Annotated in this window: 24 protein-coding genes and 1 tRNA gene; 23 read left to right on the top strand and 2 right to left on the bottom strand. The window is 44.7% G+C overall.

Annotated elements, in window-relative coordinates:
• Positions 1–43 precede the first annotated feature (43 nt).
• The 19 genes from QZW47_RS13790 (at position 44) to QZW47_RS13700 (ending at position 18,200) form a co-directional block, all read left to right on the top strand.
• A complete protein-coding gene (locus QZW47_RS13790) occupies positions 44–298 on the top strand; it encodes a hypothetical protein (protein ID WP_293128013.1) in 255 nt (84 codons plus the stop codon).
• Positions 299–397: 99 nt separating this feature from the next.
• Positions 398–754 carry a metalloregulator ArsR/SmtB family transcription factor gene (locus QZW47_RS13785; protein ID WP_293128012.1) on the top strand — a complete coding sequence of 119 codons (357 nt, stop codon included), beginning with the start codon at positions 398–400 and terminating at the stop codon, positions 752–754.
• Between the two features lie 159 nt (positions 755–913).
• Positions 914–1,621, top strand: a complete 708-nt coding sequence (locus tag QZW47_RS13780) for an MIP/aquaporin family protein (RefSeq protein ID WP_293128011.1) — start codon at positions 914–916, stop codon at positions 1,619–1,621.
• A 7-nt stretch (positions 1,622–1,628) separates the two neighbouring features.
• Positions 1,629–2,297, top strand: a complete 669-nt coding sequence (arsH, locus tag QZW47_RS13775) for an arsenical resistance protein ArsH (RefSeq protein WP_293128010.1) — start codon at positions 1,629–1,631, stop codon at positions 2,295–2,297.
• A 433-nt stretch (positions 2,298–2,730) separates the two neighbouring features.
• Positions 2,731–3,132, top strand: coding sequence for an arsenate reductase, glutathione/glutaredoxin type (arsC, locus tag QZW47_RS13770; protein ID WP_293128009.1), 402 nt, complete (start codon positions 2,731–2,733; stop codon positions 3,130–3,132).
• 195 nt (positions 3,133–3,327) lie between these two features.
• Complete coding sequence (arsS, locus tag QZW47_RS13765; protein ID WP_293128008.1) at positions 3,328–4,314, top strand: arsenosugar biosynthesis radical SAM (seleno)protein ArsS; 987 nt, start codon at positions 3,328–3,330, stop codon at positions 4,312–4,314.
• A 318-nt stretch (positions 4,315–4,632) separates the two neighbouring features.
• Positions 4,633–5,361, top strand: coding sequence for a TVP38/TMEM64 family protein (locus QZW47_RS13760; protein ID WP_293128007.1), 729 nt, complete (start codon positions 4,633–4,635; stop codon positions 5,359–5,361).
• A 558-nt stretch (positions 5,362–5,919) separates the two neighbouring features.
• Positions 5,920–8,409, top strand: coding sequence for an ATP-binding protein (locus QZW47_RS13755; RefSeq protein WP_293128006.1), 2,490 nt, complete (start codon positions 5,920–5,922; stop codon positions 8,407–8,409).
• Between the two features lie 59 nt (positions 8,410–8,468).
• On the top strand, positions 8,469–9,368 hold the full coding sequence (locus QZW47_RS13750) for a class I SAM-dependent methyltransferase (protein WP_293128005.1): 900 nt from the start codon (positions 8,469–8,471) through the stop codon (positions 9,366–9,368).
• A gap of 349 nt (positions 9,369–9,717) precedes the next feature.
• Positions 9,718–10,452: an HAD family phosphatase gene (locus tag QZW47_RS13745; protein ID WP_293128004.1), complete on the top strand. Its 735-nt coding sequence runs from the start codon at positions 9,718–9,720 to the stop codon at positions 10,450–10,452.
• A gap of 245 nt (positions 10,453–10,697) precedes the next feature.
• A tRNA-Ala gene (locus QZW47_RS13740) sits at positions 10,698–10,770 on the top strand.
• Between the two features lie 473 nt (positions 10,771–11,243).
• On the top strand, positions 11,244–12,572 hold the full coding sequence (gene urtA, locus QZW47_RS13735; RefSeq protein WP_293128003.1) for an urea ABC transporter substrate-binding protein: 1,329 nt from the start codon (positions 11,244–11,246) through the stop codon (positions 12,570–12,572).
• The gene (locus QZW47_RS13730; RefSeq protein WP_293128002.1) at positions 12,550–12,840 is read left to right on the top strand and encodes a hypothetical protein; all 291 of its coding nucleotides are present in this window, start codon (positions 12,550–12,552) and stop codon (positions 12,838–12,840) included. The genes urtA and QZW47_RS13730 overlap by 23 nt, the downstream gene beginning before the upstream one ends.
• A complete protein-coding gene (gene urtB, locus QZW47_RS13725; RefSeq protein ID WP_293128001.1) occupies positions 12,809–13,969 on the top strand; it encodes an urea ABC transporter permease subunit UrtB in 1,161 nt (386 codons plus the stop codon). The genes QZW47_RS13730 and urtB overlap by 32 nt, the downstream gene beginning before the upstream one ends.
• A 27-nt stretch (positions 13,970–13,996) precedes the next feature.
• A complete protein-coding gene (gene urtC, locus QZW47_RS13720) occupies positions 13,997–15,139 on the top strand; it encodes an urea ABC transporter permease subunit UrtC (protein ID WP_293128000.1) in 1,143 nt (380 codons plus the stop codon).
• Between the two features lie 90 nt (positions 15,140–15,229).
• Positions 15,230–15,958: a TIGR00266 family protein gene (locus QZW47_RS13715; protein WP_293127999.1), complete on the top strand. Its 729-nt coding sequence runs from the start codon at positions 15,230–15,232 to the stop codon at positions 15,956–15,958.
• 437 nt (positions 15,959–16,395) lie between these two features.
• The gene (gene urtD / locus QZW47_RS13710) at positions 16,396–17,145 is read left to right on the top strand and encodes an urea ABC transporter ATP-binding protein UrtD (protein WP_293127998.1); all 750 of its coding nucleotides are present in this window, start codon (positions 16,396–16,398) and stop codon (positions 17,143–17,145) included.
• 187 nt (positions 17,146–17,332) lie between these two features.
• Positions 17,333–18,031, top strand: coding sequence for an urea ABC transporter ATP-binding subunit UrtE (gene urtE / locus QZW47_RS13705; RefSeq protein ID WP_293128115.1), 699 nt, complete (start codon positions 17,333–17,335; stop codon positions 18,029–18,031).
• Positions 18,000–18,200, top strand: coding sequence for a hypothetical protein (locus tag QZW47_RS13700; protein WP_293127997.1), 201 nt, complete (start codon positions 18,000–18,002; stop codon positions 18,198–18,200). Before urtE ends, QZW47_RS13700 begins: the two co-directional genes overlap by 32 nt.
• 117 nt (positions 18,201–18,317) lie before the next feature.
• On the opposite strand, the gene QZW47_RS13695 is transcribed toward QZW47_RS13700, so the two are convergent.
• Positions 18,318–19,007, bottom strand: coding sequence for a pentapeptide repeat-containing protein (locus QZW47_RS13695; RefSeq protein ID WP_293127996.1), 690 nt, complete (start codon positions 19,005–19,007; stop codon positions 18,318–18,320).
• 251 nt (positions 19,008–19,258) lie between these two features.
• Here QZW47_RS13695 and QZW47_RS13690 point away from each other — a divergent pair, with 251 nt between their 5' ends.
• On the top strand, positions 19,259–19,936 hold the full coding sequence (locus QZW47_RS13690; RefSeq protein WP_293127995.1) for a response regulator transcription factor: 678 nt from the start codon (positions 19,259–19,261) through the stop codon (positions 19,934–19,936).
• Entirely contained in the window at positions 19,902–21,296 is a 1,395-nt protein-coding gene (locus tag QZW47_RS13685) for a HAMP domain-containing sensor histidine kinase (RefSeq protein WP_293127994.1), read from the top strand. Before QZW47_RS13690 ends, QZW47_RS13685 begins: the two co-directional genes overlap by 35 nt.
• Positions 21,297–21,318: 22 nt before the next feature.
• Here QZW47_RS13685 and QZW47_RS13680 read toward each other — a convergent pair whose 3' ends face one another.
• Positions 21,319–21,609, bottom strand: coding sequence for a hypothetical protein (locus tag QZW47_RS13680; protein ID WP_293127993.1), 291 nt, complete (start codon positions 21,607–21,609; stop codon positions 21,319–21,321).
• Positions 21,610–21,773: 164 nt separating this feature from the next.
• Between QZW47_RS13680 and QZW47_RS13675 the strand changes: the two genes are divergently transcribed.
• Both QZW47_RS13675 and QZW47_RS13670 read left to right on the top strand, forming a co-directional pair.
• Positions 21,774–22,433, top strand: coding sequence for a Fe2+-dependent dioxygenase (locus QZW47_RS13675; RefSeq protein WP_293127992.1), 660 nt, complete (start codon positions 21,774–21,776; stop codon positions 22,431–22,433).
• Positions 22,434–22,540: 107 nt separating this feature from the next.
• Positions 22,541–23,446 carry a hypothetical protein gene (locus QZW47_RS13670; RefSeq protein WP_293127991.1) on the top strand — a complete coding sequence of 302 codons (906 nt, stop codon included), beginning with the start codon at positions 22,541–22,543 and terminating at the stop codon, positions 23,444–23,446.
• Positions 23,447–23,621 lie beyond the last annotated feature (175 nt).

The following is a 23,621-nucleotide window of genomic DNA, read 5'->3' as shown; positions in this document are numbered from 1 at the left end:
GCAAGTTAAAATAGTTGTTGACATCCTCGAAGCATAACCAGCCATGAATCAACCGCCCAATCCTTTTAACTCAAGTCCATCAAATCCCCTAGACCCCTTGCAGCAAGAACTTGACGAGCAAGGCGAAGGATTGCCGAAAGGCTATCACCCCGCTACTAAGAAGACTCTGCAAAAATTATTCCTCATTCTGATAGTTGTTGGGGTAGTTATTGGGGGAATTGTATCTGTAGGGGTGATTTCGCTGATGCAAAAAGCCGGATTGACTGATGTGCCGGCGCGGGTACAGAATCCCAAGTAATATCGACTCCGAAGAATTTCTTGATGCTAAATGCACCAATATTTTGGGATGAAGCTTGAGAAACGATGATGTTTTGTATGGATTTTTTCAAAGTAATTGATGGTTAAAAAATCTACGGTTACGCCTGATTCGATTGCGCGGCAGATTTCAGAAAAACTCGTCTCTGCTGGCTTTCACGCTCTTTCTGACCCCCTGCGGATTCAGATTTTGGAGTTGCTGCGCGAACAGGAGTTGTGTGTTTGCGATTTGTGCGATCGGCTTTGTGTACCTCAGTCTAAACTCTCTTTCCACCTCAAAACCCTAAAAGAAGCCGATTTAGTTCGCAGCCGCCAAGAAAGCCGCTGGATCTACTACAGCCTCAATTTAGCTCAGTTTGTCGCCCTGGAACAGTACCTCGCTGAGTATCGCCGTTTCAGCCAGATGCTCCCGGCGCGCCCTTGTGCTGATGCGGGTTGACTCATTAATATATCATTTCCCCTAAAGTAACCGCCACAGGTTCGTAGTGAGGACTTTAGTCCGCATCCAGCCAAGGACTAAAGTCCTCACTACGAGCCAAGAGGATTGACATATCAATTTTTTTTGATATGATGGTTGTGAACCAATGAGTTAACAGCGATGGGTGCAACAGCAGATAAGTTAGCTTCGGGCAAAAATCGAGATTGCAGCCGAGAAGCGATCGCGGAATGCCTCGGGACGTTTATGCTAGTTTTTGTCGGCACCGGCGCTGTGATGGTGAACAAAATTAGCGGTGGTTCTGTCACTCATTTGGGTGTTAGTTTGGTGTTTGGTGCAGTTGTATGTGCGATGATTTACGCGATCGGGCATATCAGCGGCGCGCACTTGAACCCAGCCGTAACCTTAGGATTTTGGGCGAGCGGGTTTTTCCCCAAATACAAAGTTTTGCCTTATATTTTGGCTCAGTGTGCAGGGGCGATCGCAGCTTCGATACTGCTGCTAATTACCTTAGGAAAAGTGGCAAATCTCGGTGCAACTATCCCTCTTAACGGCAATTGGTTGCAGTCTCTAATTTTAGAGACTGTTCTGACTTTTATCCTGATGTTTGTGATTCTGGGTTCGGGACTTGACAGGCGCGCTCATATCGGATTTGCGGGGATAGCAATTGGCTTGACTGTAGGCTTAGAAGCTGCATTTATGGGGCCGATTACGGGAGCGAGTATGAATCCGGCGCGATCGCTCGGCCCGGCCTTAATTAGTGGCATTTGGCAACACCACTGGGTTTACTGGGTTGCTCCGATTTGGGGTGCACAGTTAGCAGTCGCGGTTTACCGACAAATATCTAACGGATTTCGAGATTTTAATTAAAAGCATCATGGGAAATTTTACGCACAAACCGAGAATTTTGTTTTTATACGGCTCTTTGCGAGAGCGTTCCTACAGCCGTTTGTTGGCGGAAGAATCGGCTCGAATTATTGAGGAATTTGGCGCAGAAGTTCGGTTTTTCGCTCCTCTGGAATTGCCGATTTATGGCAGCGTTCCTGATACCCATCCCAAGGTTCAGGAGTTGCGGGAATTGAGTTTGTGGTCGGAGGGTCAAGTGTGGTCTAGTCCAGAAATGCACGGCAATATTACGGGCATTATGAAAAATCAAATTGACTGGATTCCTTTAAGTATTGGGGCTGTGAGACCGACTCAAGGTCGCACTTTGGCGGTGATGCAGGTTAGTGGCGGTTCGCAGTCTTTTAATGCTGTGAATACTTTGAGGATTTTGGGCCGCTGGATGCGGATGTTTACGATTCCTAATCAGTCTTCGGTGGCGAAGGCTTATCAGGAATTTAATGATGATGGGACGATGAAAGATTCGCCTTTTCGCGATCGCGCGATCGATGTTATGGAGGAATTGTACAAGTTTACCTTGCTGTTGCGCGAGGAAGTTGACTATTTGACCGATCGGCATAGCGAACGCAAGGAACAAGCGGCAAAGAATCACCCGGCGATTGAAATCGCGGCGACACAGACAAAACCTGCCTCCGCAGGTTGAAGAATGAGCCGGCGATTGAAATCACGGAGAATCACCCGGCGATTGAAATCGCGGCGACACAAACACTCACGCGCCTTCGCGGGTTGAAGAATCAAAAATTTCTCTTCAGTCCGCGGAGGCGGACATCGTTTGTGTAGCCGCGGTTTCTAACCGCCGAGGCCTCAATAACGAACAAAAAAACATCGAAATCACGGAGGATTATCAACTTATCTAAATCGCAAAGAATCACCCGGCGATTGAAATCGCGGCGACACAGACACTCACGCGCCTCCGCGGGTTGAAGAGTCAACGATTTCTCTTCAGTCCGCGGAGGCGGACTTCGGTTGTGTAGCCGCGGTTTCTAACCGCCGAGGCTTCGTTTGTGTAGCCCCGATTTCCAACCGCCGAGGCCCCGACAATAACCAACAACCAAAAATCAACAACAAACAAAACCATGAAAAAAGTAATGTTCGTGTGCAAAAGAAACTCCTGCCGATCGCAAATGGCAGAAGGATTCGCTAAAACCATCGGCAAAGACAAGATTTCCGTCACCAGTTCCGGCTTAGAATCAAGCAGAGTTCATCCGACAGCAATTCAAGTCATGTCAGAAATTGGCATTGATATCACAAATCAAACATCTAACGCCTTAAGCGAATTCAACGCCGAAGACTACGACGCAGTAATTTCTCTGTGCGGCTGCGGCGTGAATTTACCCGAAGCCTGGGTATTGCGAGAAGTATTTGAAGATTGGCAACTCGATGACCCCGATGGACAACCGATCGCAACTTTTCACCGCGTTCGAGGTGAAATTAAAGCACGAGTTGAAAAATTAGTAGACTCTCTCAAACAAGATTAATAATCCTGGACGCACTGGTGGTCAGAAACCGGGTTTTTTTCGAGAAGACGTGTTACAGCCCGCAAAAATCGAAAAAAACCCGGTTTCTTTGGTTTTGATGCGTCCACGACTATTAGAATTAGTGCTAAATTATCAGAGGCGTTCCCCCGGAACGCCTCTACATTCGTTGCGAGCACAGACTAAAAAATTTAGCACATGATTCAGACCGCCATCACGCCTTTCAAAAACAAACTCAACTCAGCTTTAACTAAAAAGCAGATTACCGTCTTACAAATTAATCTAGGGAAACGCTGCAATCTCGCTTGCACTCACTGTCATGTAGAAGCTAGCCCCACACGAACTGAAGAACTTTCCCCGGAAATTTGCGACCAATTAATCGAAATTATTCGCCGTTTTCCTCAAATAACAACTGTTGACCTCACGGGCGGTGCTCCCGAAATGCTTTATGGTTTTAAACCATTGGCAGAAGCTGCGAGGGCGACAGGTAAAGAAGTAATTGTTCGTTCTAATTTAACGATTTACTTTGAAAAAGGCTTTGAAGATATTCCTGAATATTGCGCGCAATACCAACTCAGAATTGTGGCCTCGCTTCCTTGTTACCAAGCTGACAATGTTGACAAGATGCGCGGCAGCGGTGTTTTTGATAGTTCGATTCGGGCGCTGCAAAAGCTAAATGAGTTGGGCTACGGTAAAAATCCAAATTTAATTCTAGATTTGGTGTACAATCCCCAAGTACCGACAACAGATAAGTTTTCGCTAACTGCGGAACAGGGGAAGTTACAGCAAGATTATCAGGTTTATTTAGCCGAACATTTTGGGATTTGTTTTAATCAATTATTCGCGATTACTAATTTGCCGGTGGGACGGACTAAGTTTCATTTGGAACATAAAAAACTCCATAAGCCTTATCTGGGGTTTTTGGAGGATAATTTTAATCCCGGTACTCTGGATTATTTAATGTGTCGCAATGAATTGTCGATCGACTATTTAGGCAATGTGTACGACTGCGATTTTAACCAAATGGAGAATCTGCCGGCGAAAACTGGCAGCGGGGAAAGGATAACTGTTGCTAAATTGCTGGAATCTGGTAGTTTAGATGTAATTCAAGAGGTGCAAACTGCTGCTTATTGCTACGGCTGTACAGCGGGTAGCGGTTCTAGTTGCGGCGGTACTTTAACGTGATTTAAGGGAAAATTTGCGTTGATAGCAGTTTTCAATTTCACGAAATTCGGGACACGGTAGTGTTTTTCGTAGTGTCAACTTAAGTTCAAACGTAGTATCAGTCTACTGTTTGACAATTAGGCCCAGATCCCCCCTAGCCCCCCTTAAAAAGGGGGGGACAGGAAGCATTCAAAGTCCCCCTTTTTAAGGGGGATTTAGGGGGATCGAGACTAGGGTACAAGCGAGATTTATCAAGGGTTTTAGGCGATTGTTGTCACCATGAAGGGCACCGCGCCGTGTCCCCAACTTGCAATCAATTTAGACTTAGGAGTTTAGGTAATGAATGATTTGCGATCGCCCGATGAGAAAAATCCACCACCATCAAATAAGTGGAAGCTGTTTTTAGGGATTGGTTTAGCTGTGGCTTTGATTGTGGCGGCCAAGTTTTTCAATTTTCAAGGAATTCTGACAAATGCGCTATCGGCGATCGCCAATCTCGGCCCTTGGGGCCCCGCAGCTTTTATTCTAATTTACATTATCGCCACAGTCTTATTTATCCCCGGTTCGTTGCTGACTCTCGGTTCTGGCGTTTTGTTCGGAGTCCTGGGCGGTACGGTTTGCGTTTCCATCGGCTCGGTTTTGGGCGCAACTTGCGCTTTTTTAACAGGTAGGTATTTAACTCGCGATTGGGTTTCCAAGCAGATAGAAGGTAATCTCAAGTTTCAGGCGATCGACTCCGCAGTTGCTTCGGAAGGATGGAAAATTGTACTCCTGACGCGACTTTCGCCAATTTTTCCGTTTAATTTGCTTAACTATGCTTTTGGAGTCACGCAGGTGTCTCTCAGAGACTATTTTTTCGCCTCTTGGATCGGCATGATTCCCGGAACCGTGATGTATGTTTATATCGGTTCCCTGGCTGGTAGTTTAGCTGCGATCGGAGCACAAGGGCGATCGCGCACTAATGCTGAGTGGGCCCTGTACGGCATTGGTTTGCTCGCCACCATCGCTCTCACCGTTTATGCAACCCGGTTGGCCAAAAAAGCTTTAGACGAAAAAATTTCTCCTTGAAGCCAGAGCGCAAGTTTGTCAAATTGTCAAGAGTGTTTTGACCATACATTATAATACATTGCTAATTTAAAAAACTCCGTATTTTCTCTGTGTTATTTACAAGAATTTTGTTATAAAAACGAGATAGATATTAAAGATATAGCAATTCTCAAGTGATTCTGGTCACAGATTGGTAATTCCTAAGACTACCGACGAGTACCTCACGAAAATTGACAACGGCTATATCTTAAATCACTAACATCAAGTAAGCAAAGCGAAGGTCATAATATCAATTTGATGCTAAAACCGAATGCTATCGCGCGATCAAAACTTGTTTTTGAAGCCAGGAATGTTATACCATTTTCCCCAAAAACATAACTGTAAACTTTGTTTTTAACCCTAATATTAATCACTCACTTCCAATTTTTTAATCTAAAATTTAAACATAAAAAATGGTATAACCCCTGATTGGTATCACCAATCAAGACTCAAGCCCTCACTATTTATCTAATATTAATTCTGCCGGATTACGAATAACAAATGCCGTTTGATCTATTAGACTCTCAATGAGAACATTTGATGATGCAACACCCAGCAAATCAAGCCCAAACCGTGTCTGCGCAGCCGCCCCATCAAACAAAAAAGCTGCGCCACTTGTGGCAAAAAATAAGTAATTCTGCTCAATTGCGGTGGCAGCAAGCGCACAGTCTTTGGCAGCACAGACGGCAGCGCCGCCATTTGCTGACCCTACTAATACTGGGCAGCACGGCTTTAACGATTAGTACAACTGCTTGCATCAGCTATTTCGTAGTGCGCGGACTAATTATCGACAATTTAAAGGAAATAGCACTGTTAAAATTAGAAAAAGGCAGTGAAGAAATAGATTTCTGGCTCAGCAGCCGGAAAGCAGAAATAGAAACCATTGCTTACTCTCCTACTGTTCGCACTCTCAATTGGAAATTAGTTGAACCCATTTTGCAAGGAGAAACCTACAGGTTAAAAGAGTATTTCCTCTTGTCATTAGTTCAAGCAGATGGAGTAGTGCAGAACACTTTAGGTACTAACACCAACACGAAAGACCGCAAACAATTTCAAAAGGCAATGAACGGAAAAGTTAACGTTTCCGACCCGCTGATCGGACGCAGCAGTAAACTTTCGACAATCATCATTGCATCTCCACTTTGGGCATTGCCTCCCACTCCCAACAAAGTAATTGGAGTCCTTGCAGGTAGCATTAAAGTAGACCGAATAGCTTCTGTAGCTAACAGCTTGCAGTATGGTGCTGATAGCTATGCTTTTGTGCTTAATTCAAATGGAGTGCCAATTATTCATCCCAACAATAAATTAATAGGAACTATCGACCTGCCAGCCCCAACTTTTTTAAAATCACAAGACTCAGGATTAGCAGCAATTGCGCGCCATATGATCAGCCACCAGACGAATATCGAACTGGTAAAAATAGATAACAAATGGGTGTATGTGGCCTATGCTCCCCTGAACGAAGTTAACTGGTCAATGGCTCTAGTAATTCCCCGCGAAAATATTGAATCCCAACTCCAAGCATTAAATTTGCTGACATCCGTCGTCGGCGGACTGCTCGTCCCGGCAATCCTAGCAGCAATTTGGCTAATTTACTCCTCCGAAAACCATCGCGCTCAAGCGGAGCGAGAAGCCATGCTAAACCGCATTGCCGCAGGCATTCAAGCTTCCCTAGAATTAGACAAAATTGTGCAAAGCACAGTGGAAGAAATAGTAACTTTGCTGCATCTGGAGCGGGCAGCTTTTGGTTGGTATGAACCACACAATAGAACATTAGAAATTCTTTGGGAATCTTGCGAATTTGAGTGTCCGAAAGAAGCGATCAAATTCGAGCCTTACTTTTTAGAAAATTTGTCAGTTCGCAGCAACAAATCTGACCCAATTATTCTTTCGAGGGACACTTGGGCTGAGGAGGGTAGTCAACTAATCGAACTTCAAGCTAATAGCTATTTAGCCGTACCTGTTCAAACGAAAAATGAGCGGCAGGGTTATTTGATTTGTAGCCATGCTACCCATTGGTTTTGGAGTGGTGAGGAAATTCAATTGTTAAAAGCTGTAGCAGACCAATTGGCAATCGCCATCAATCAGTCTCACCTTTATGGTCAAACCCAAGACCAAGTAAAACTGCTCAATAGTGCCTTAGATGAACTCAAAAAAACACAAACTCATTTAGTACAGAGCGAGAAAATGTCATCCCTGGGTCAAATGGTGGCCGGGATAGCTCACGAAATCAACAATCCGGTTAACTTCATTTCGGCTAATTTGCCTCACACCACCAAATATACTAAAGATTTATTGGATTTGGTGAGTTTATACAAACAAACCTTCCCACAAGTAACTCCGGAAATCGAAGAGTTTGCAGAATCAATCGAGTTGGAATTTATCGAGGAAGATTTGCCGCATATGTTGAATTCTATGAAAATAGGAACCGAACGGATTCGCAACATAGTTCTTTCTTTGCGTAACTTTTCTCGTCTCGATGAATCTGACAAAAAACTGGCGGACATTCATGAAGGTATTGAAAATACCTTGCTGCTGCTATCCAATCGAATTAAAAATGGCATTTACATAGTCAAGAGATACGGGAAAGTGCCTTCAGTCGAGTGCTATCCGTCTCAGCTAAATCAGGTGTTTATGAACTTGCTGAGCAATGCGATGGATGCTTTAAATGAGAACGATCGCCTGGATAAAATCATTACTATTTCCACAGGAGTAGTTCGAGAAAATGGTCATAAATGTCTGAAGGTGACGATTGCTGACAACGGGCCGGGCATTCCCGAAAGCATTCAAGACCAAATTTTTAACCCATTTTTTACGACAAAACCAGTCGGAAAAGGCACTGGTTTGGGATTAGCAATTAGCTACAAAATTGTAGTGGATGGACACGGCGGCAGTATCAAAATTGCTCAACCTAAAGGCGGGGGGACAGAGTTTTTGATCAAAATTCCGATCGCGAATGAGCATCAAAACACAAGCAGGAAGAGGGAAGGAACGGCACTGATGACTGCAACCCAGGTAAAGGAGCTTTAATGAATGCTAAGTTGGCTGACTTTGGCTAAAATTAAAAGAGTTTTTGTGGAAGGAGTTTTATGGCTGTTGGCAAGGATACAATTTTTGAGCGCTTTTTGTCGCCTCTGATGGGACTGGCGATCGACGAAGAAGCACTGAAACGACTCTACGAAGGTATTGATTGGGAAGCAGCGGGCGATCGCCACCGACAACCCAACCTAGTTTATCCCGAATATTACAGCAGCCAAAACTTTCACGGCATCAAAAACGGCTACCTCAATCCCAGTGCAGCGGTTTCCTACGATCCAATTACGCAATACGTTTTACCTCCCAACGAAACAGTCGTCAGGCAATGCTTAATTGATGCTGTGCGGGTGAAACCGCGCCGAATTATCGATTTGGGGTGCGGCACGGGTTCGACCACGCTGATGCTCAAACAAGCCTTTCCCGAAGCCGAAGTTGTCGGCCTGGATTTGTCGCCTTATATGCTGGTAGTCGCCGAAATGAAAGCGCAAAAAGCCGGCTTAAAAATCGAGTGGTTGCACGGAAAGGCGGAAAGCGTCGCTTTTGCTGACGACAGCTTCGATTTGGTTGCAGCTTCCTTGCTGTTTCACGAAACGCCGCCTGCTGTATCGCGGGCAATTTTGCGAGAAAGTTTCCGACTGCTGAAGGTTGGGGGACAAGTGGCAATTTTGGACGGAAACCAAAAAACTTTGCGGCAGACAGAGTGGCTGACTGATATCTTTGAAGAGCCTTATATTAAGTCTTACGCCGCTGGTAGTATGGATGCTTGGGCGGGGGCTGCTGGATTCGCGGCGGTGCAAACTCAGGATCACTGGTGGGTGCATCAGGTAACGCAGGGTGTGAAACCTCTTCCTGGAGAAGATTTGGAACCGGTGGGGGCGGCGACGGCGTGGAATTGGGGCGATTTGGTTCCTGATTTTGATGGCGATTTACCTGGGATTCCAGCACCGGTTTGATCTATTGTTACTGATACCAATTTAAAAAAGTTTTGCGATAATCCTGAATCTTATATCGATTATTAAAAGTCGCAGATCCGGGTGAGGACACGACAATGCCCAAGGCGTGTCAACTTAAGCCCCAGCGAATGGAATTCGCGGTTATACAAACAAAGCCCACCTCCGTGGGCTTAAGAAAAAATCAAGGTTTTTTAACCCACGGAGGTGGGTTTTGCCTGTGTAGACGCGGTTTCTAACCGCCCTTTTACTTTGAATAATTGGTATAACTTCCTTCTTCCCTCTTCCTTCTTCCTTCTTTCTTCTTCCTTCTTCCTTCTTCCTTCTTCCTTCTTCCTTCTTCCTTCTTCTAATGACTCTAAAAGCAGTTTTATTTGATTTTAATGGCGTTATTATTAATGACGAGTCGATTCACGAGAAAATAATCGATCGACTAATGCTCGATGAAAATCTCCAACTCAAACGCGGGGAGTTTCGAGAAGTATGTTTGGGAAAGAGCGATCGCGCTTGCATTACCGAACTGCTGAAACGCCGGGGACGTTATCTCACAGAAACATACCTCGATCGCTTGCTGCGCGGCAAGGCCAAAGCTTATCAGGAAACAATCAATAGTTTGGAAAAATTGCCCATTTATCCGGGTGTGGCAGAATTTATTGACAAAATTCGGGTTTCGGGACTGAAAATGGCGGTAGTTAGTGGGGCAATGCGATCGGATATAGAATTGGTGTTGGAGCGATCGGGTTTGGCTGCAAACTTTGAATTAATTGTCGCAGGCGACGACTTGATGGCGAGCAAACCAGCACCCGACGGCTATCTGTTGGCGGTGGAACTTCTCAACCAGAAATATCCCGAATTTAACTTGCAAGCGATCGAGTGTTTGGCATTAGAAGATACTTTTGCAGGGATAGAAGCGGCGAAAAAAGCGGGGATTCAGGTAGCGGGGGTGACTCACACTTACCCGTTTCACATGATCCAGCGCCAAGCTAATTGGACAGTGGACTATTTTGCTGATTTAGAATTGGACAGAGTGGCGCAACTTTGCTCGATCGCCCGGGTGCATCTCACTTTTGAAGAGGGCGAAGCATGACCGCATATAAGTTATTAGTTACAATCCCATATTGACGGAGGTCATGCTTCGCCCCTACAAACATATTTGCCTTCATTGAGATGCACCCGATCGCCCCGACTCCGACGGCTGCGGAAAACCCTTGACGTTTTTAGCAGTTACGTGCTAACCTAGTTGACTGTCTGACCAAGTAAAAGCAAAGGCGACGTTTAAGCATTTTAGCTTCGCCAATCGCGTATCTAAAATGCTAAATTGAAAGTCAATCAGGGGAATTAGCTCAGTTGGTAGAGCGCTGCGATCGCACCGCAGAGGCCAGCGGTTCGAGTCCGCTATTCTCCATATATCAATTGACAGTGGACAGTGGACAGTGGACAGTGGACAGTGGACAGTTGCAGAGTAGGGGAATCAAACCATTTATCCTTGACTGGCATCGGCTCTATTCATCAGGTTATTTATGTCCGCGCCCGATGTGGCGGTTGCTATATTTGTAGAAAGGGCGATCGGTCACGCAGTTTGACATTTGCCTGTGTGCGATCGACCATTTTCTGGCTAACTCCCAGCATTCATCAAGTATTCCTCTAAAAAAAGTGGCTTTCTAACTTCAGACTGATTCCGCAAAATACGTATTTGGGTGGATAAACCGATTTCTGTCGCAGTTCCTATCAATCCAGACAATACCTTCATCTTGTCAATCAACAATAAGTTTTGTATCTAAAGGTACAACAGTCTCCTAAAGCGAGTCTTAATATCAAGTGGCTATGTGTTATTATTCTCAATCATCTGACTGAGCTATTCAGGAGTAACAAGAAAAAATGACAAAGAGATTCGATCGGCGGAAATTTCTATTATACAGTTCTGCAACCCTAACATCAAGTTTATTTCTAAAAGCTTGTAGAACTCCGACTCCAACAGCAACCCCAACCCCAACTGCTTCTCCAACAGGAACTACACCAGCAGCACCAGCAGCAGTGAGTGGAAACACGATCAAAGTAGGAATTTTGCATTCCTTGAGCGGCACAATGTCAATCAGCGAAAAAAGCGTTGTCGATGCCGAACAATTAGCGATCGAAGAAATCAATAAAGCTGGCGGCGTCCTCGGAAAACAAATCCAAGCAATAGTAGAAGACGGCAACTCAGACTGGCCGACTTTTGCCGAAAAAGCCAAAAAATTGATCGATCAAGATAAAGTTGTCACCGTCTTCGGCTGCTGGACATCCGCCAGTCGCAAAGCAGTGTTACCAGTATTTGAAGAAAAAAATCATATGCTCTGGTATCCCGTACAATACGAGGGTCAAGAGTGTTCCAAGAATATCTTTTATACCGGAGCCGCGCCGAACCAGCAAATCGAACCAGCAGTTGACTGGCTGCTAGAAAATAAAGGAAAAAAATTCTTCTTAGTCGGGTCAGACTACGTTTTCCCCCGCACCGCAAATACCATTATCAAAGCACAGCTAGCAGCCAAAGGTGGCGAATTAGTTGGCGAAGATTACATACCTTTGGGCGGTACAGAAGTCACGCCAATTATTACTAAAATTAAGGCAGCTTTGCCCGATGGCGGCGTCATTTTCAATTCCCTTAACGGCGACAGCAACGTCGCATTTTTCAAACAGTTGCAGGGTGCCGGTTTGGGCCCGGATAAATATCCGTCAATGTCCGTCAGTATAGCAGAAGAAGAAGTAAAGGCGATCGGCGTAGAATATCTCAAAGGCCATTACGCCGCCTGGAATTACTTCATGACTGTGGAAACTCCCGCGAATAAAAAATTTGTGGAAGCTTTCAAGGCAAAATACGGCAAAGACAGAGTGACCAACGACCCGATGGAAGCAGCTTACATCATGGTTTACCTGTGGAAGCAAGCCGTCGAAAAAGCAGGAACACCAGACGATTTAGAAAAAGTACGGGCAGCAGCTTTGGGTCAAACTTTTGACGCACCGGGGGGCAAAGTAACGCTGGAAACTAACCATCACCTTTCTAAATTTGTGCGGTTGGGCCAAGTGAGAGAAGACGGTTTGTTTGAAATCGCTTTTGCTACGCCAGAAGCAGTGAAGCCAGTTCCTTGGAATCAGTTTGTTCCTGAAACAAAAGGCTTTGCTTGTGATTGGTCAGACCCCGCTAAAGGTGGCAAATTCAAGGCACCATAAGCAGAAGGAAGAAGGAAGAAGGAAGAAGGAAGAAGGAAGAAGGAAGAAGGAAGAAGGCTGTAGGGTGCGGATTTCGCACCTTATACCTGACATAACGGCCCAAAATATTAGACAATATCGCAAAAATTGCTCGCTATTCTTGAAATTATCTGCGTTCATCTGCGTTGATCTGCGGTTGATCTCTAAATTAAAGATTTATGGAATCTTGTCTATTATAGAAAAAGCAAGGAAAAAAAATGGCTATCGACTTATTGGACGGTTTATTTAACGGCATTAGCATCGGCGCTGTTTTGCTAATTGCAGCCCTGGGATTAGCAATTATTTTCGGGCTGATGGGCGTGATTAATATGGCTCACGGCGAGTTGATGATGCTGGGGGCTTATACAACTTTTGTTGTGCAGAATGTCTTCAAAGGTATCGGAGGATTTGCCTTTGAAACTTATATTTTATTTGCCATTCCCCTCGCTTTTTTAGTGGCGGCATTAGTAGGATTAATTCTTGAACGCGGAGTGATTCGCCATCTCTACGGGCGGCCGTTAGAAACTCTGCTGGCAACTTGGGGCGTAAGTTTGATTTTACAGCAGTTTGTCCGCAGCGTCAGTTGGATGTTGGTAAGTGGGATTGCGGTGTTCTGTTTGCTGTTTTTTGGTGGCTTGCAGGTGCTCAAATCGCGCCCGGATTTCGATCGCACTCGCAGCACATTTATCGCCATAATTTTGCCTCTGTCTTTGGGTATTTCCTGGGCGGCGAGCGCATTTTTAGGGGAAACTTACAAACTGGCAGTAACTCAACCTTGGTTTGGCGCTCAAAACGTTGATGTGACTGCGCCTGCATGGCTGCGTGGCGGCATTCCGCTGGGAACTTTTCAATTACCCTACGCCAGACTTTTTATTATTGCACTGACAGGCATTTGTTTGGCGGGAATTTACCTATTTTTGCAAAAGTCTGTCTGGGGATTGCGGATTCGCGCTGTGACGCAAAATCGTAGCATGAGCGCTTGTTTGGGAATACCTACCGAACAAGTAGATGCGCTGACTTTTGCTTTGGGTTCCGGCTTAGCTGGTGTCGCTGGGTGCGCGATTAGTCTGATTGGTTCCGTAGGGTCAAATACCGGACAAAATTATATAGTCGATACCTTTATGGTGGTGGTTGTCGGCGGTGTCGGCAAGATTATGGGGAGTGTAGTTGCTGCAATGGCGATCGGCACTGCCAATTACCTGATCGGTTCGGGAACATTAGCATTAATGTTTGCTCCTGTCAAGCCCTTAGCTGATTTTTTCACATTTTTCGCCACCACCAGCATGGCAAAAGTGATGGTATTCGCCTTAATTATGGCTTTTCTACAAGTGCGGCCGGGAGGAATTTTCCCGCAAAAAGGACGCACAGTTGAGAATTAAAAACTACAGCTTTGAGCGGCTAAACTAATGAAGAATACAGAAAAAAAGGCTCTGTTTAAAGAAGCAGCAATCGTAGGGGCGATCGCCCTAATCCTCATATTGCTCATCCCAGGAATACTCCCCGACGCTCGTCTCAACCAATTGGGACGATTTTTAGCACTAGCAATTGCAGCCCTCGGTATAGACTTAATCTGGGGATATACAGGTTTGCTCAGTCTGGGACACGGCGTATTTTTTGCGATCGGTGGCTACGCCTTCGCCATGCACCTTAAACTGCAAATTCCCCCAACCGCCAGCAGTCAATTGCCCGAATTTATGAGCCTCTACGGCGTCACCGAACTGCCTTGGTTTTGGCAACCGTTTTACTCTTTTCCCTTCTCAGTTTTTGCAGTATTCCTCATCCCCGCCATCTTGGGCGGACTTTTAGGTTACTTAGTATTCCGCAATCGAATTCGAGGCGTTTACTTTTCAATTCTCACCCAAGCAGCCACAATTGTATTTTTCAACTTCTTTAATGGCCAGCAAAAACTGATTAACGGCACCAACGGACTCACCGACTTTAAAACCCTATTCGGAGCCACAGTAAACGGCAGAGATACTCAATATATTTTCTACATTCTCACCATACTATTTCTAGTAGCAACTTACGCCCTGTGCCGCTGGCTGACAAGCGGGCGTTTCGGGCGCTTGCTAGTAGCAATTCGCGACGACGAAGTGCGGCTGCGTTTTTCCGGCTACAATCCCACAGGATACAAAGTTTTAGTATTTGCAATTTCCGCCGGTTTAGCCGGGATTGCAGGCGCTTTATTCACCGTACAAACGGGAATTATTTCGCCAAAAGCGATGGATATTGCATTTTCGATCGAAATGGTAATTTGGGTAGCAGTCGGAGGTCGCGCCACATTATCAGGAGCAATATTAGGAGCATTGCTAGTCAACTTTGGCAAGAGTTTCTTGAGCGAACAATTTCCAGAAGTGTGGCTATTTTTCCAAGGTGCGCTATTCTTAATAGTAGTCACAGTCTTGCCCGACGGCTTAGTTGGGTGGCTGCAATATCAAGATTTTGAGCCAATTCGCCGCTTGTTCAGAAAACCGAAGTACGCATCCACTTACCCCAGCCTGGAACAAGACCCCGAAGTGCAGCAGGAAAAAGAAGAACTTGAACATTGATCGTTCAAAAATGATGTACGTTACTTTTGCGGATTCCCAACCAAAGATTTTGTAGTAAAATATTCAGTTATTTAATTTGAGGGAAAATGTATGGCAGATGTTATTGACTACAAAATCTACGGCGACGATTTGCAACTCATCGAGATTGAACTTGACCCGAGAGAAGGCGTCAGGGCTGAAGTGGGAGCCATGACATACATGGAAGGCGACATCCAGATGCAAACAGCCACAGGTGGTGGCATATTTCAAGGTTTCAAACGGATGCTGACAGGGGAAAGTTTTTTTATTAGCACCTTTGTCAACAGTGGAAATCGCAAGGCCCGCGTCGCTTTTGCCGCCCCCTATCCTGGGAAAATAATTCCCCTCGATTTAGGCAAACTTGGCGGCAAATTTCTGTGTCAAAAAGACTCATTTCTCTGTGCGGCCAACGGTATTGACATTGATGTAGCTTTCACCAAGCGGCTTGGTGCCGGTTTCTTTGGCGGAGAAGGCTTTATTCTGCAAAAATTGCAGGGTGACGGGCTAGCTTTTGTTCATGCTGGAGGAACAATTGTTGAGAAAAATTTGGGAGTTGGTGAAGTGTTGCGGGCGGACACTGGTTGTTTGGTCGCTTTTGCGCCGACTGTAGATTACGATATTCAGTTTGTGGGTGGCTTTAGAAATGCTCTGTTTGGTGGTGAAGGTTTGTTTTTAGTCAAGCTAACCGGGCCTGGAAAAGTGTATTTGCAAAGTCTGCCGCTCTCGAAGTTGGCTGAGCGGATTATGGCGGCCAATCCAGCTCCAGTAATTAGCAACTCTAGCAGTTTTACGTTAGAGTAATAGGTTCGTAGTGAGGACTTCAGTCCGCATTTAGCTCAAATACTCGTTACCAGGCTAAGAGGTTTGTAGTGAAGACTTGAGTCCGCATCTTACCCAAATACTTGTTACCAGGCTGTAGCTGATAACCCAATACGGTTGACTTAAGAACAATCTGAGTTTCAAGAAATCCCTGTATCGCCTATAAAATCGCGATCTGAAATTCGCCAAAAAGTAATATTTGTGTAGGGTGCGTCAGCCCGAAGATTTTTCGCCTTTTAGAGAGACTGTGAACTGACGCACCTGACCGGAAAAGTACGAGGGTATCGGTCGTTGTATATTGCTGAATTCAAGTTATGTAAGGTGCGTTAGTTATGCAAGGTGCGTCAGTTAGTAGATTTTTCGATTTTTTCGGGAACTGTTGACTGACGCACCCTACAATTAAAATTAAGGATAAGCAGATGAACCAAAAAGTATTAGAAATCGAAAACTTGACTGTGAGTTTTGATGGTTTTAAAGCCATCAACGGTTTAAATTTTAGTATGGATGCGGGTGAACTGCGAGTGATTATTGGCCCCAACGGTGCGGGGAAAACAACTTTTCTCGATTCGATTACTGGGAAGGTGCAGCCGACGGAAGGGCGTGTGTTATTTAAGGGAAAAAATTTGCGGAAGTTGTCGGAATATCAGATTGCGCGTCTAGGGATTGGCCGCAAGTTTCAAACGCCGCGAGTTTATTTGAATTTAACGCCTCGGGAAAATTTAGATTTGTCTTGCAATGGCAATAAAAATGTATTTCCAACTTTGTTTAAGCCTGCTCCTGCTGCTGAAAAACGCACGGTGGCGGGTTTGTTAGAAACAATTGGTTTGGTTGCTAAAGCTGATACTGCTGCTGGTTTGCTTTCTCACGGGGAAAAGCAGTGGTTGGAAATTGGGATGTTGGTGGCTCAATCTCCCGATTTGTTGTTGGTGGATGAACCTGTGGCGGGCTTGACTGATGAGGAAACGGCGCTGACTGGAGAGTTGCTGATTTCGCTGGCCCAAAGTCACTCGGTGTTAGTTATAGAACATGATATGGAGTTTGTGCGGCAAATTGCTAAAAAGGTGACGGTGTTGCATCAGGGTGCTGTTTTGTGCGAGGGAACGATGGATGAGGTGCAAAATGACGATCGCGTAATTGAGGTATATTTGGGAAAACCTGACAACAGTTGACAGTTGACAGTTGACAGTTGACTGTTGACTGTTGACTGTTGGCTGTTGACTGTTGGCTGTTGACTGTTAGCTGTTGGCTGTTGACCATATTTCTTGTGGAACAGGCATCCTGCCTGTTCAAAACTGGCTTCTCTGGAGATGTCTATTAGTTCCCAATGACCAATTCCCAATGACCAATCCAAAAAATATGCTGCAAGTCTCTGATTTGAATGTTTACTACGGCGAAAGTCACATTTTGCGCGGTGTGGATTTAAGCGTTAATGCGGGACAAATGGTTTGCTTGATTGGCCGCAATGGTGTGGGCAAAACTACGATGCTGAAAACGATTATGGGGTTGCTGCAACCGCGCAGCGGCACTATTGCTTTTGGGGGTAAGTCTATTACTTCTAAGTTGACTCACCAGCGGGCTAAATTGGGGATTGGTTATGTTCCTCAAGGGCGGGAAATTATTCCGCGCTTGACTGTGAAAGAAAATCTGTTGTTAGGTTTGGAAGCGAAACCAACTCTGACTAAAAATCCTGAAGTTCCTGATGAGATTTTTGAGTTATTTCCGGTTTTGAAGACTATGCTCGATCGCATGGGAGGCGATTTGAGCGGGGGACAGCAGCAGCAGTTGGCGATCGCTAGGGCTTTGATGGGTGAGCCGCAATTGTTGGTTTTGGATGAACCGACGGAGGGGATTCAGCCGTCTATTATTTTGGATATAGAGGCTGCGGTGCGCCGTGTGGTTGCTACTAGGGGGATTTCGGTTTTGTTGGTGGAACAGCATTTGCATTTTGTGCGGCAAGCTGATTGGTATTATGCTATGCAAAAAGGCGGGATTGTGGCTTCGGGAAGCACTAGCGAATTGAGTGATGAGGTGGTTCAGAGGTTTTTGGCTGTTTGAATCGAAGGAAGAAGGAAGAAGGAAGAAGGAAGAAGGAAGGAAGGAAGGAAGGAAGGAAGGAAGGAAGGAAGGAAGATTTTTTGTAGGTTGGTTTCGGCTGGAAAAGAGGAGGCAGAGCCTCCGGATCTTCGTTACCAGGCAGAGCCTGGTAACGAGTAACGCCTGGTAACGAGTAAAAAAACCCGGTTTCTGCTTGTAGGAATTTTATTATTTTTTTCTTCTTCCTCTTCCCTCTTCCCTCTTCCCTCTTCCTTCTTCCTTCTTCCTTCTTCCTTCTTCTGTATTATTAATTTTTTCGGCCGTCGGGCATTGTGGTGCCGGTCATGCTGGCTCGATCGACACTAGCGCCATCTATATTAGCATTCCGGAGGTTGGCATTTGACAGGTTGGCGTCTCTCATGTCGGAAAATCGCAAGTCGGCGCCGTCTAAATTGGTTCCTGTCAAGTTGGCTTTGCGGAGGTTGGTGTTGCTGATTCTGGCTCCGATTAATTCGGCGCCGCTTAAGTCGGCGCGAGCCATATTGGTGTTGACAAAATCTGATATCTCGAAGCGACTACCGCTGAGGTTGGCGTCTGATAAATCTGCTCCTGTGACGATCGCATTTTTTAAGCGCAGGTTAACTAATTTTACGGCTCGGAGGTCGCAGCGGGCGCAGCTTTGAGTTAGCAGCAGCGTTTCGACGTTGGCGTTGATTTGGTCAATTTGTTGCTGGGAGAATCTTTCGGCAAATTCTGGGGAGACGTAGCCGAGCTTTTTGGGATCTTCTGCTTTTGGTTGGGCTGTTGGTGGTTGACTTGTCGGTGGTTGACTTGTCGGTGGTTGGAGTGTTGGTGGTTGGGGTATTTGTGGTTGGATGATTGGTGGTTGGGGCGTTGCTGTTTGCCCGATCGCCCTTAGTTGCAGTCCCAGTTTCGGATATTCTAGACTTGCGCCAACAATTAGCAGGGCGATCGACAATATTGTGAGTTTTTTCATAATTTTTTTGCAAATATACCATTGATATGGTATAATACTCCCAAAACTAATCGGAAGCATCTCATTTTTGTAAAAAGTATTGTACAGCTCGCGAGTGGAGACGATCGCACTCTTAATGCAAAACACAGATACTCCCAACAAATCCCCCTACATTGAAATAAATCTCAATTTATATCAAATACTTCGCAACTATCAGGCACGAAAATTAGTTTTTATCTTGCAGTTCGACAGTCAGTATTTAGCAGTGATCTATGAAAATTCTGTTAGTAGAAGATGACTATCGCATTTCCCAAGCATTAGCAGAATCCCTCACAGACCAACATTATGCCGTCGATATAGCCGCCGACGGCCAAGAAGGTTGGAACTTTGCAGAAGCCTGTACCTATGACTTAATTTTGCTAGACGTAATGCTGCCAAAATTAGATGGGATTAGCCTTTGTCAGCGCTTGCGCCGACAAGGATTAAAAACCCCCGTGCTAATGCTCACAGCTAGAGACACCAGCAATGATAAAGTCATGGGCTTAGATGCCGGAGCAGATGATTATGTCGTCAAACCCTTCGATTTGCCAGAATTAGCAGCAAGAATTCGAGCCTTACTCCGGCGCGGAAGTACAACTTTATCACCAATATTAGAGTGGGAAAATCTGCAATTAAATCCGAACACCTGCGACGTAACCTATCGTGACAATTTGCTGCGTCTCACTCCCAAGGAGTACAGCTTACTAGACTTATTCCTGCGAACCAGCGGGCGGGTTTTAACACGAAGTGCTATCCTAGATAGTGTATGGAGTTTTGAAGACTCACCTGGAGAAGAAACCGTCAAAGTTCACCTCCGGGGTTTGCGACAAAAACTGAAAGCAGCAGGCGCACCCGCTAATTTTATAGAGACTATTTATGGCATGGGTTATCGGCTCAACCAAAACCTCTAATCCCCAATTCCAGGCTTTGGGATGGCGTTTATTGCTATCTTACTTAACAGTTATGATAGCTATTTTAGGGACTTCTGCTGTTGCTGTTTATGAATTATTTGCCAGCACTCTATATCAAGAATTAGACCAGCGATTAGAAGTTTTATCTCAAGCAGCTTCTCACAGTTTAGTTGCGATTGAAAAGCAATACTTTTCACAACATTCACAAGAAAAAAGCGGACTTACAAACAAAGAAAATAGAGACGAAAATAATGATTTCCATCTTGAACTCTATAGCCAAAAAGTCACCCGTCAGTTAGATAAAGACGGAGACTTAGACATTCCTTGGCAAAATCTGCGGGAAGCCGATCAATCTGTAGAATGGTTTAATGAAACAGGTCAAATGTTAGGAAATGCTGGCAAGTCTTTACCTCCTCTACCGATAAAATCGGGTTTCAAAAACATACAAAACGGGCAGATTCGGTCTGCCACAATTCCCGTTTACATTTATGATGGTGAAAAGCAAGAATTAAAAGGTTACATTCGCAGCAGCGAATCTACTAAAGAAGTCGAAGAAGTCCTCAGCAGACTCCGCTGGAATTTGGGTTATGGAAGTATTATTTTTCTCAGCTTGACAGGGGTTGGTGGTTTGTGGCTGACGAAACAATCTCTCAAGCCAATTGAGGAGAGTTTTCAGCAATTAAAACAATTCACCGCCGACGCTTCCCACGAGTTGAGAAATCCGCTAACCGCGATTAAAACTTCAGTGGAAGTGATGCAGAATCATCCTGAGAGAATTCATGCAGCGGATGTTAAAAAAATGGTGGCGATCGCCTCTGCGACTAGACAGATGAGTCAGTTAGTTGAAGACTTACTTTTATTAACTAGAATAGATGCTGCTGCTACAACCATCACCCGCGAGTGGGTAGCCGTTCCGTTAGATGAATTGTTAGAAGATTTACTCGATTTTTGGGAACTGCAAGCTCAAGAAAAACAAATTACTCTCAAATCAAATTTAGGCATCGACACGTCTGTAATGGGAGACGGATCGCAGCTAACTCGTTTGTTTTCCAACTTGATCGGAAATGCAATTCATTATACACCAACGGGCGGCATTGTGACTGTTTCTCTTAGAAGTCAAGGTCGCTTAGCAATTGTTAGTGTACAGGATACTGGGATTGGCATTGCTCCCGAAGATGTTAAATTAGTTTTTGACAGGTTTTGGAGAGCGGATCGAGCCCGAAGTTGCCGGGAAGGAGGTTTAGGGATGGGATTGGCGATCGCCCAATCTATTGTTCAAAGTCACCGAGGAGAAATTAGCGTTACCAGTCAGCTAGGGGTAGGTAGCTGTTTTCAGGTAAAATTCCCCTCAGTAACTTAAAATTTGATATTAATAAAAAACCTTAACTCTTCTTCCCAGATTCTCCTTTTTCTCCACTTTCTCCTTTTTCTCCACTTTCTCCTTTTTCTCCACTTTCTCCTTTTTCGGCACCGCTACTACTCATTAAGACGATCGGTTTAACCGAATTGCTGTCGCTAACCGATGAATTAGCAGCATTAGCGGCATTACTTAAAAAAGAAATCGGAGACAATTGATTAACACTGCTATCATTCTGAGATGCGATCGCGCTAGCAGCAACAGAAGTTAAAACACAAGCTCCAACGCCGAGCCAAATCTTAGTTTTATTTTGCATCTTTCAAAAATCCTTATTGTGGGTGATTACTTGTACTATCCCACACAAAAGTAAAGAACTCGGAAAGAGGGAAAAAATCTAAAAATTGTTTGCACAGACATTACCTTATTGCTACAATGCGAATTCACTAGCAACCTGCAGGAGTGTCCGCAATGATTATCTGTATGGCTAATATTTTGAATGCCGAAGAATTAAAGTTAATTATCAATAGTCTCAAAAATGCTGAGTTTGTAGATGGAAAGTTAACCGCAGGTGGGTACGCCAAACAAGTAAAAAATAACGATCAATTAAAAAATGATGCGACTCCGACTCAAGAAATTAGAAGTCTAGTCAATCAAGCACTCAAACGCAATTCTTTATTTCAAATAGTGGCTCGCCCGAAAGTAATTCGTCCGATTATCTTTAGTCGATATCAGGTAGGAATGTACTACGGGACACATATTGATAATGCAATTATGGGAGATGAAGAACTTACGCGATCGGATTTGTCTCTCACTTTATTTCTCAGCGATCCTGCAACTTACGCGGGCGGGGAATTGGTGATTGAAAGTACCCAAGGCGAACAAGCTTTTAAACTCGATGCTGGCTCGATGGTTGTTTATCCTACTACAACTTTGCACCGCGTGGAACCTGTCACTGAAGGTGAGAGATTGGCGGCGGTGACTTGGGTGCAGAGTTTAGTTAGGGATGCTCACAATCGAGAAATCCTATTTGATTTGGATACGGTTCGCGATATCCTCTTTCAGAAGTCTGGAAAGACGGCGGAGTTTGACTTGCTGTCCAAAAGCATTGCTAATTTGCTCCGAAAATGGGCTGATGTTTAGGTTGAGGAAGTCTTAGAGGCAGTTGAAATAAATTTTATGTCTTTCCGAGTTCTTTACTTTTATTTGTCACAATGCAAATAGATAAGTTAAACAACAAGGATTTGACAATGAGTAACGAAACTAAAATTTGGACAGGCGTGGGACAGTCATATCTCACAAAAGATAATTCGATAGATGTAAATATAGCGTCATCGGAGAGATACCAACTCTCCATCAAAGAGAGTGGCGAAAGTGGTGACAGCAATTCTGGTTACGAAAGTGGCTATGACAGCAGTTACAAAAGTGGTGACAGCAATTCTGGTTACGAAAGTGGCTATGACAGCAGTTACAACAGTGGTGACAGCAATTCTGGTTACGAAAGCGGCTATCAAAGCTACAATAGTAGTTACAGCAATTCTGGTTACGAAAGCGGCTATCAAAGCGGTTATGAGATGGGTTTTTCGAGCGGTCAACCTGTAAATTATTCCAATTATAGCCCAGTAACTGGCAATTTTTCCATCAGTTCTCAGGGATACGAAAGCGGCGGGAATTTCTATCAAAATGAAATTAAAGGTACAGATGGTAACGACATCATGACTGGGATTCTTGGCAATAATATTGCTTTAAAAGGACGCAGTGGAAATGATATTCTCAGCGGCAATAATGGTAATGATAAACTAGAAGGTGGCAAGGGTCAAGATACCCTTGATGGCGGTGCAGGAAATGATATTCTGGAAGGAGGAAAGGGCAAAGATATTCTCACGGGCGGTATGGGTTCGGATCTATTTGAGCTAGAATGGCGATCGGCTGGAAATACTCTCGAACTTGCTGATGTCATCACTGACTTTCAAAAAGGTGCAGATAAACTGAACCTGGCAGATGGCTTAGGATTGTCTAACGTTAATATCACTCAAGGTACGGGAATTTATGCTGGCGATACTCTGCTGCAGGTAGCAAGTACGGGTCAATATTTAGCAGTGTTGAGAGGGGTTAATTATGCAAGTATTAATGTGGCAGATTTCAGTTTTTCATAATGCTAGGATTTGCGCCGAAGCCGGGTTTTTCACAACATGACTTACCCACTTCGACCAAAGAAACCGGGTTTTTTACCGAATCTACAGGTAACAACGAAATATTTTCGTAAAAAACCCGGTTTCTGGCTGCCTCACGGGTCCAAAACTATACAAAAGCGAAATATTTTCGCAAAAA

Origin of the sequence: Microcoleus sp. bin38.metabat.b11b12b14.051, assembly GCF_013299165.1 — a bacterium.
Taxonomy (GTDB): domain Bacteria; phylum Cyanobacteriota; class Cyanobacteriia; order Cyanobacteriales; family Microcoleaceae; genus Microcoleus.
This window is presented reverse-complemented; position numbering and strand designations above follow the sequence as displayed.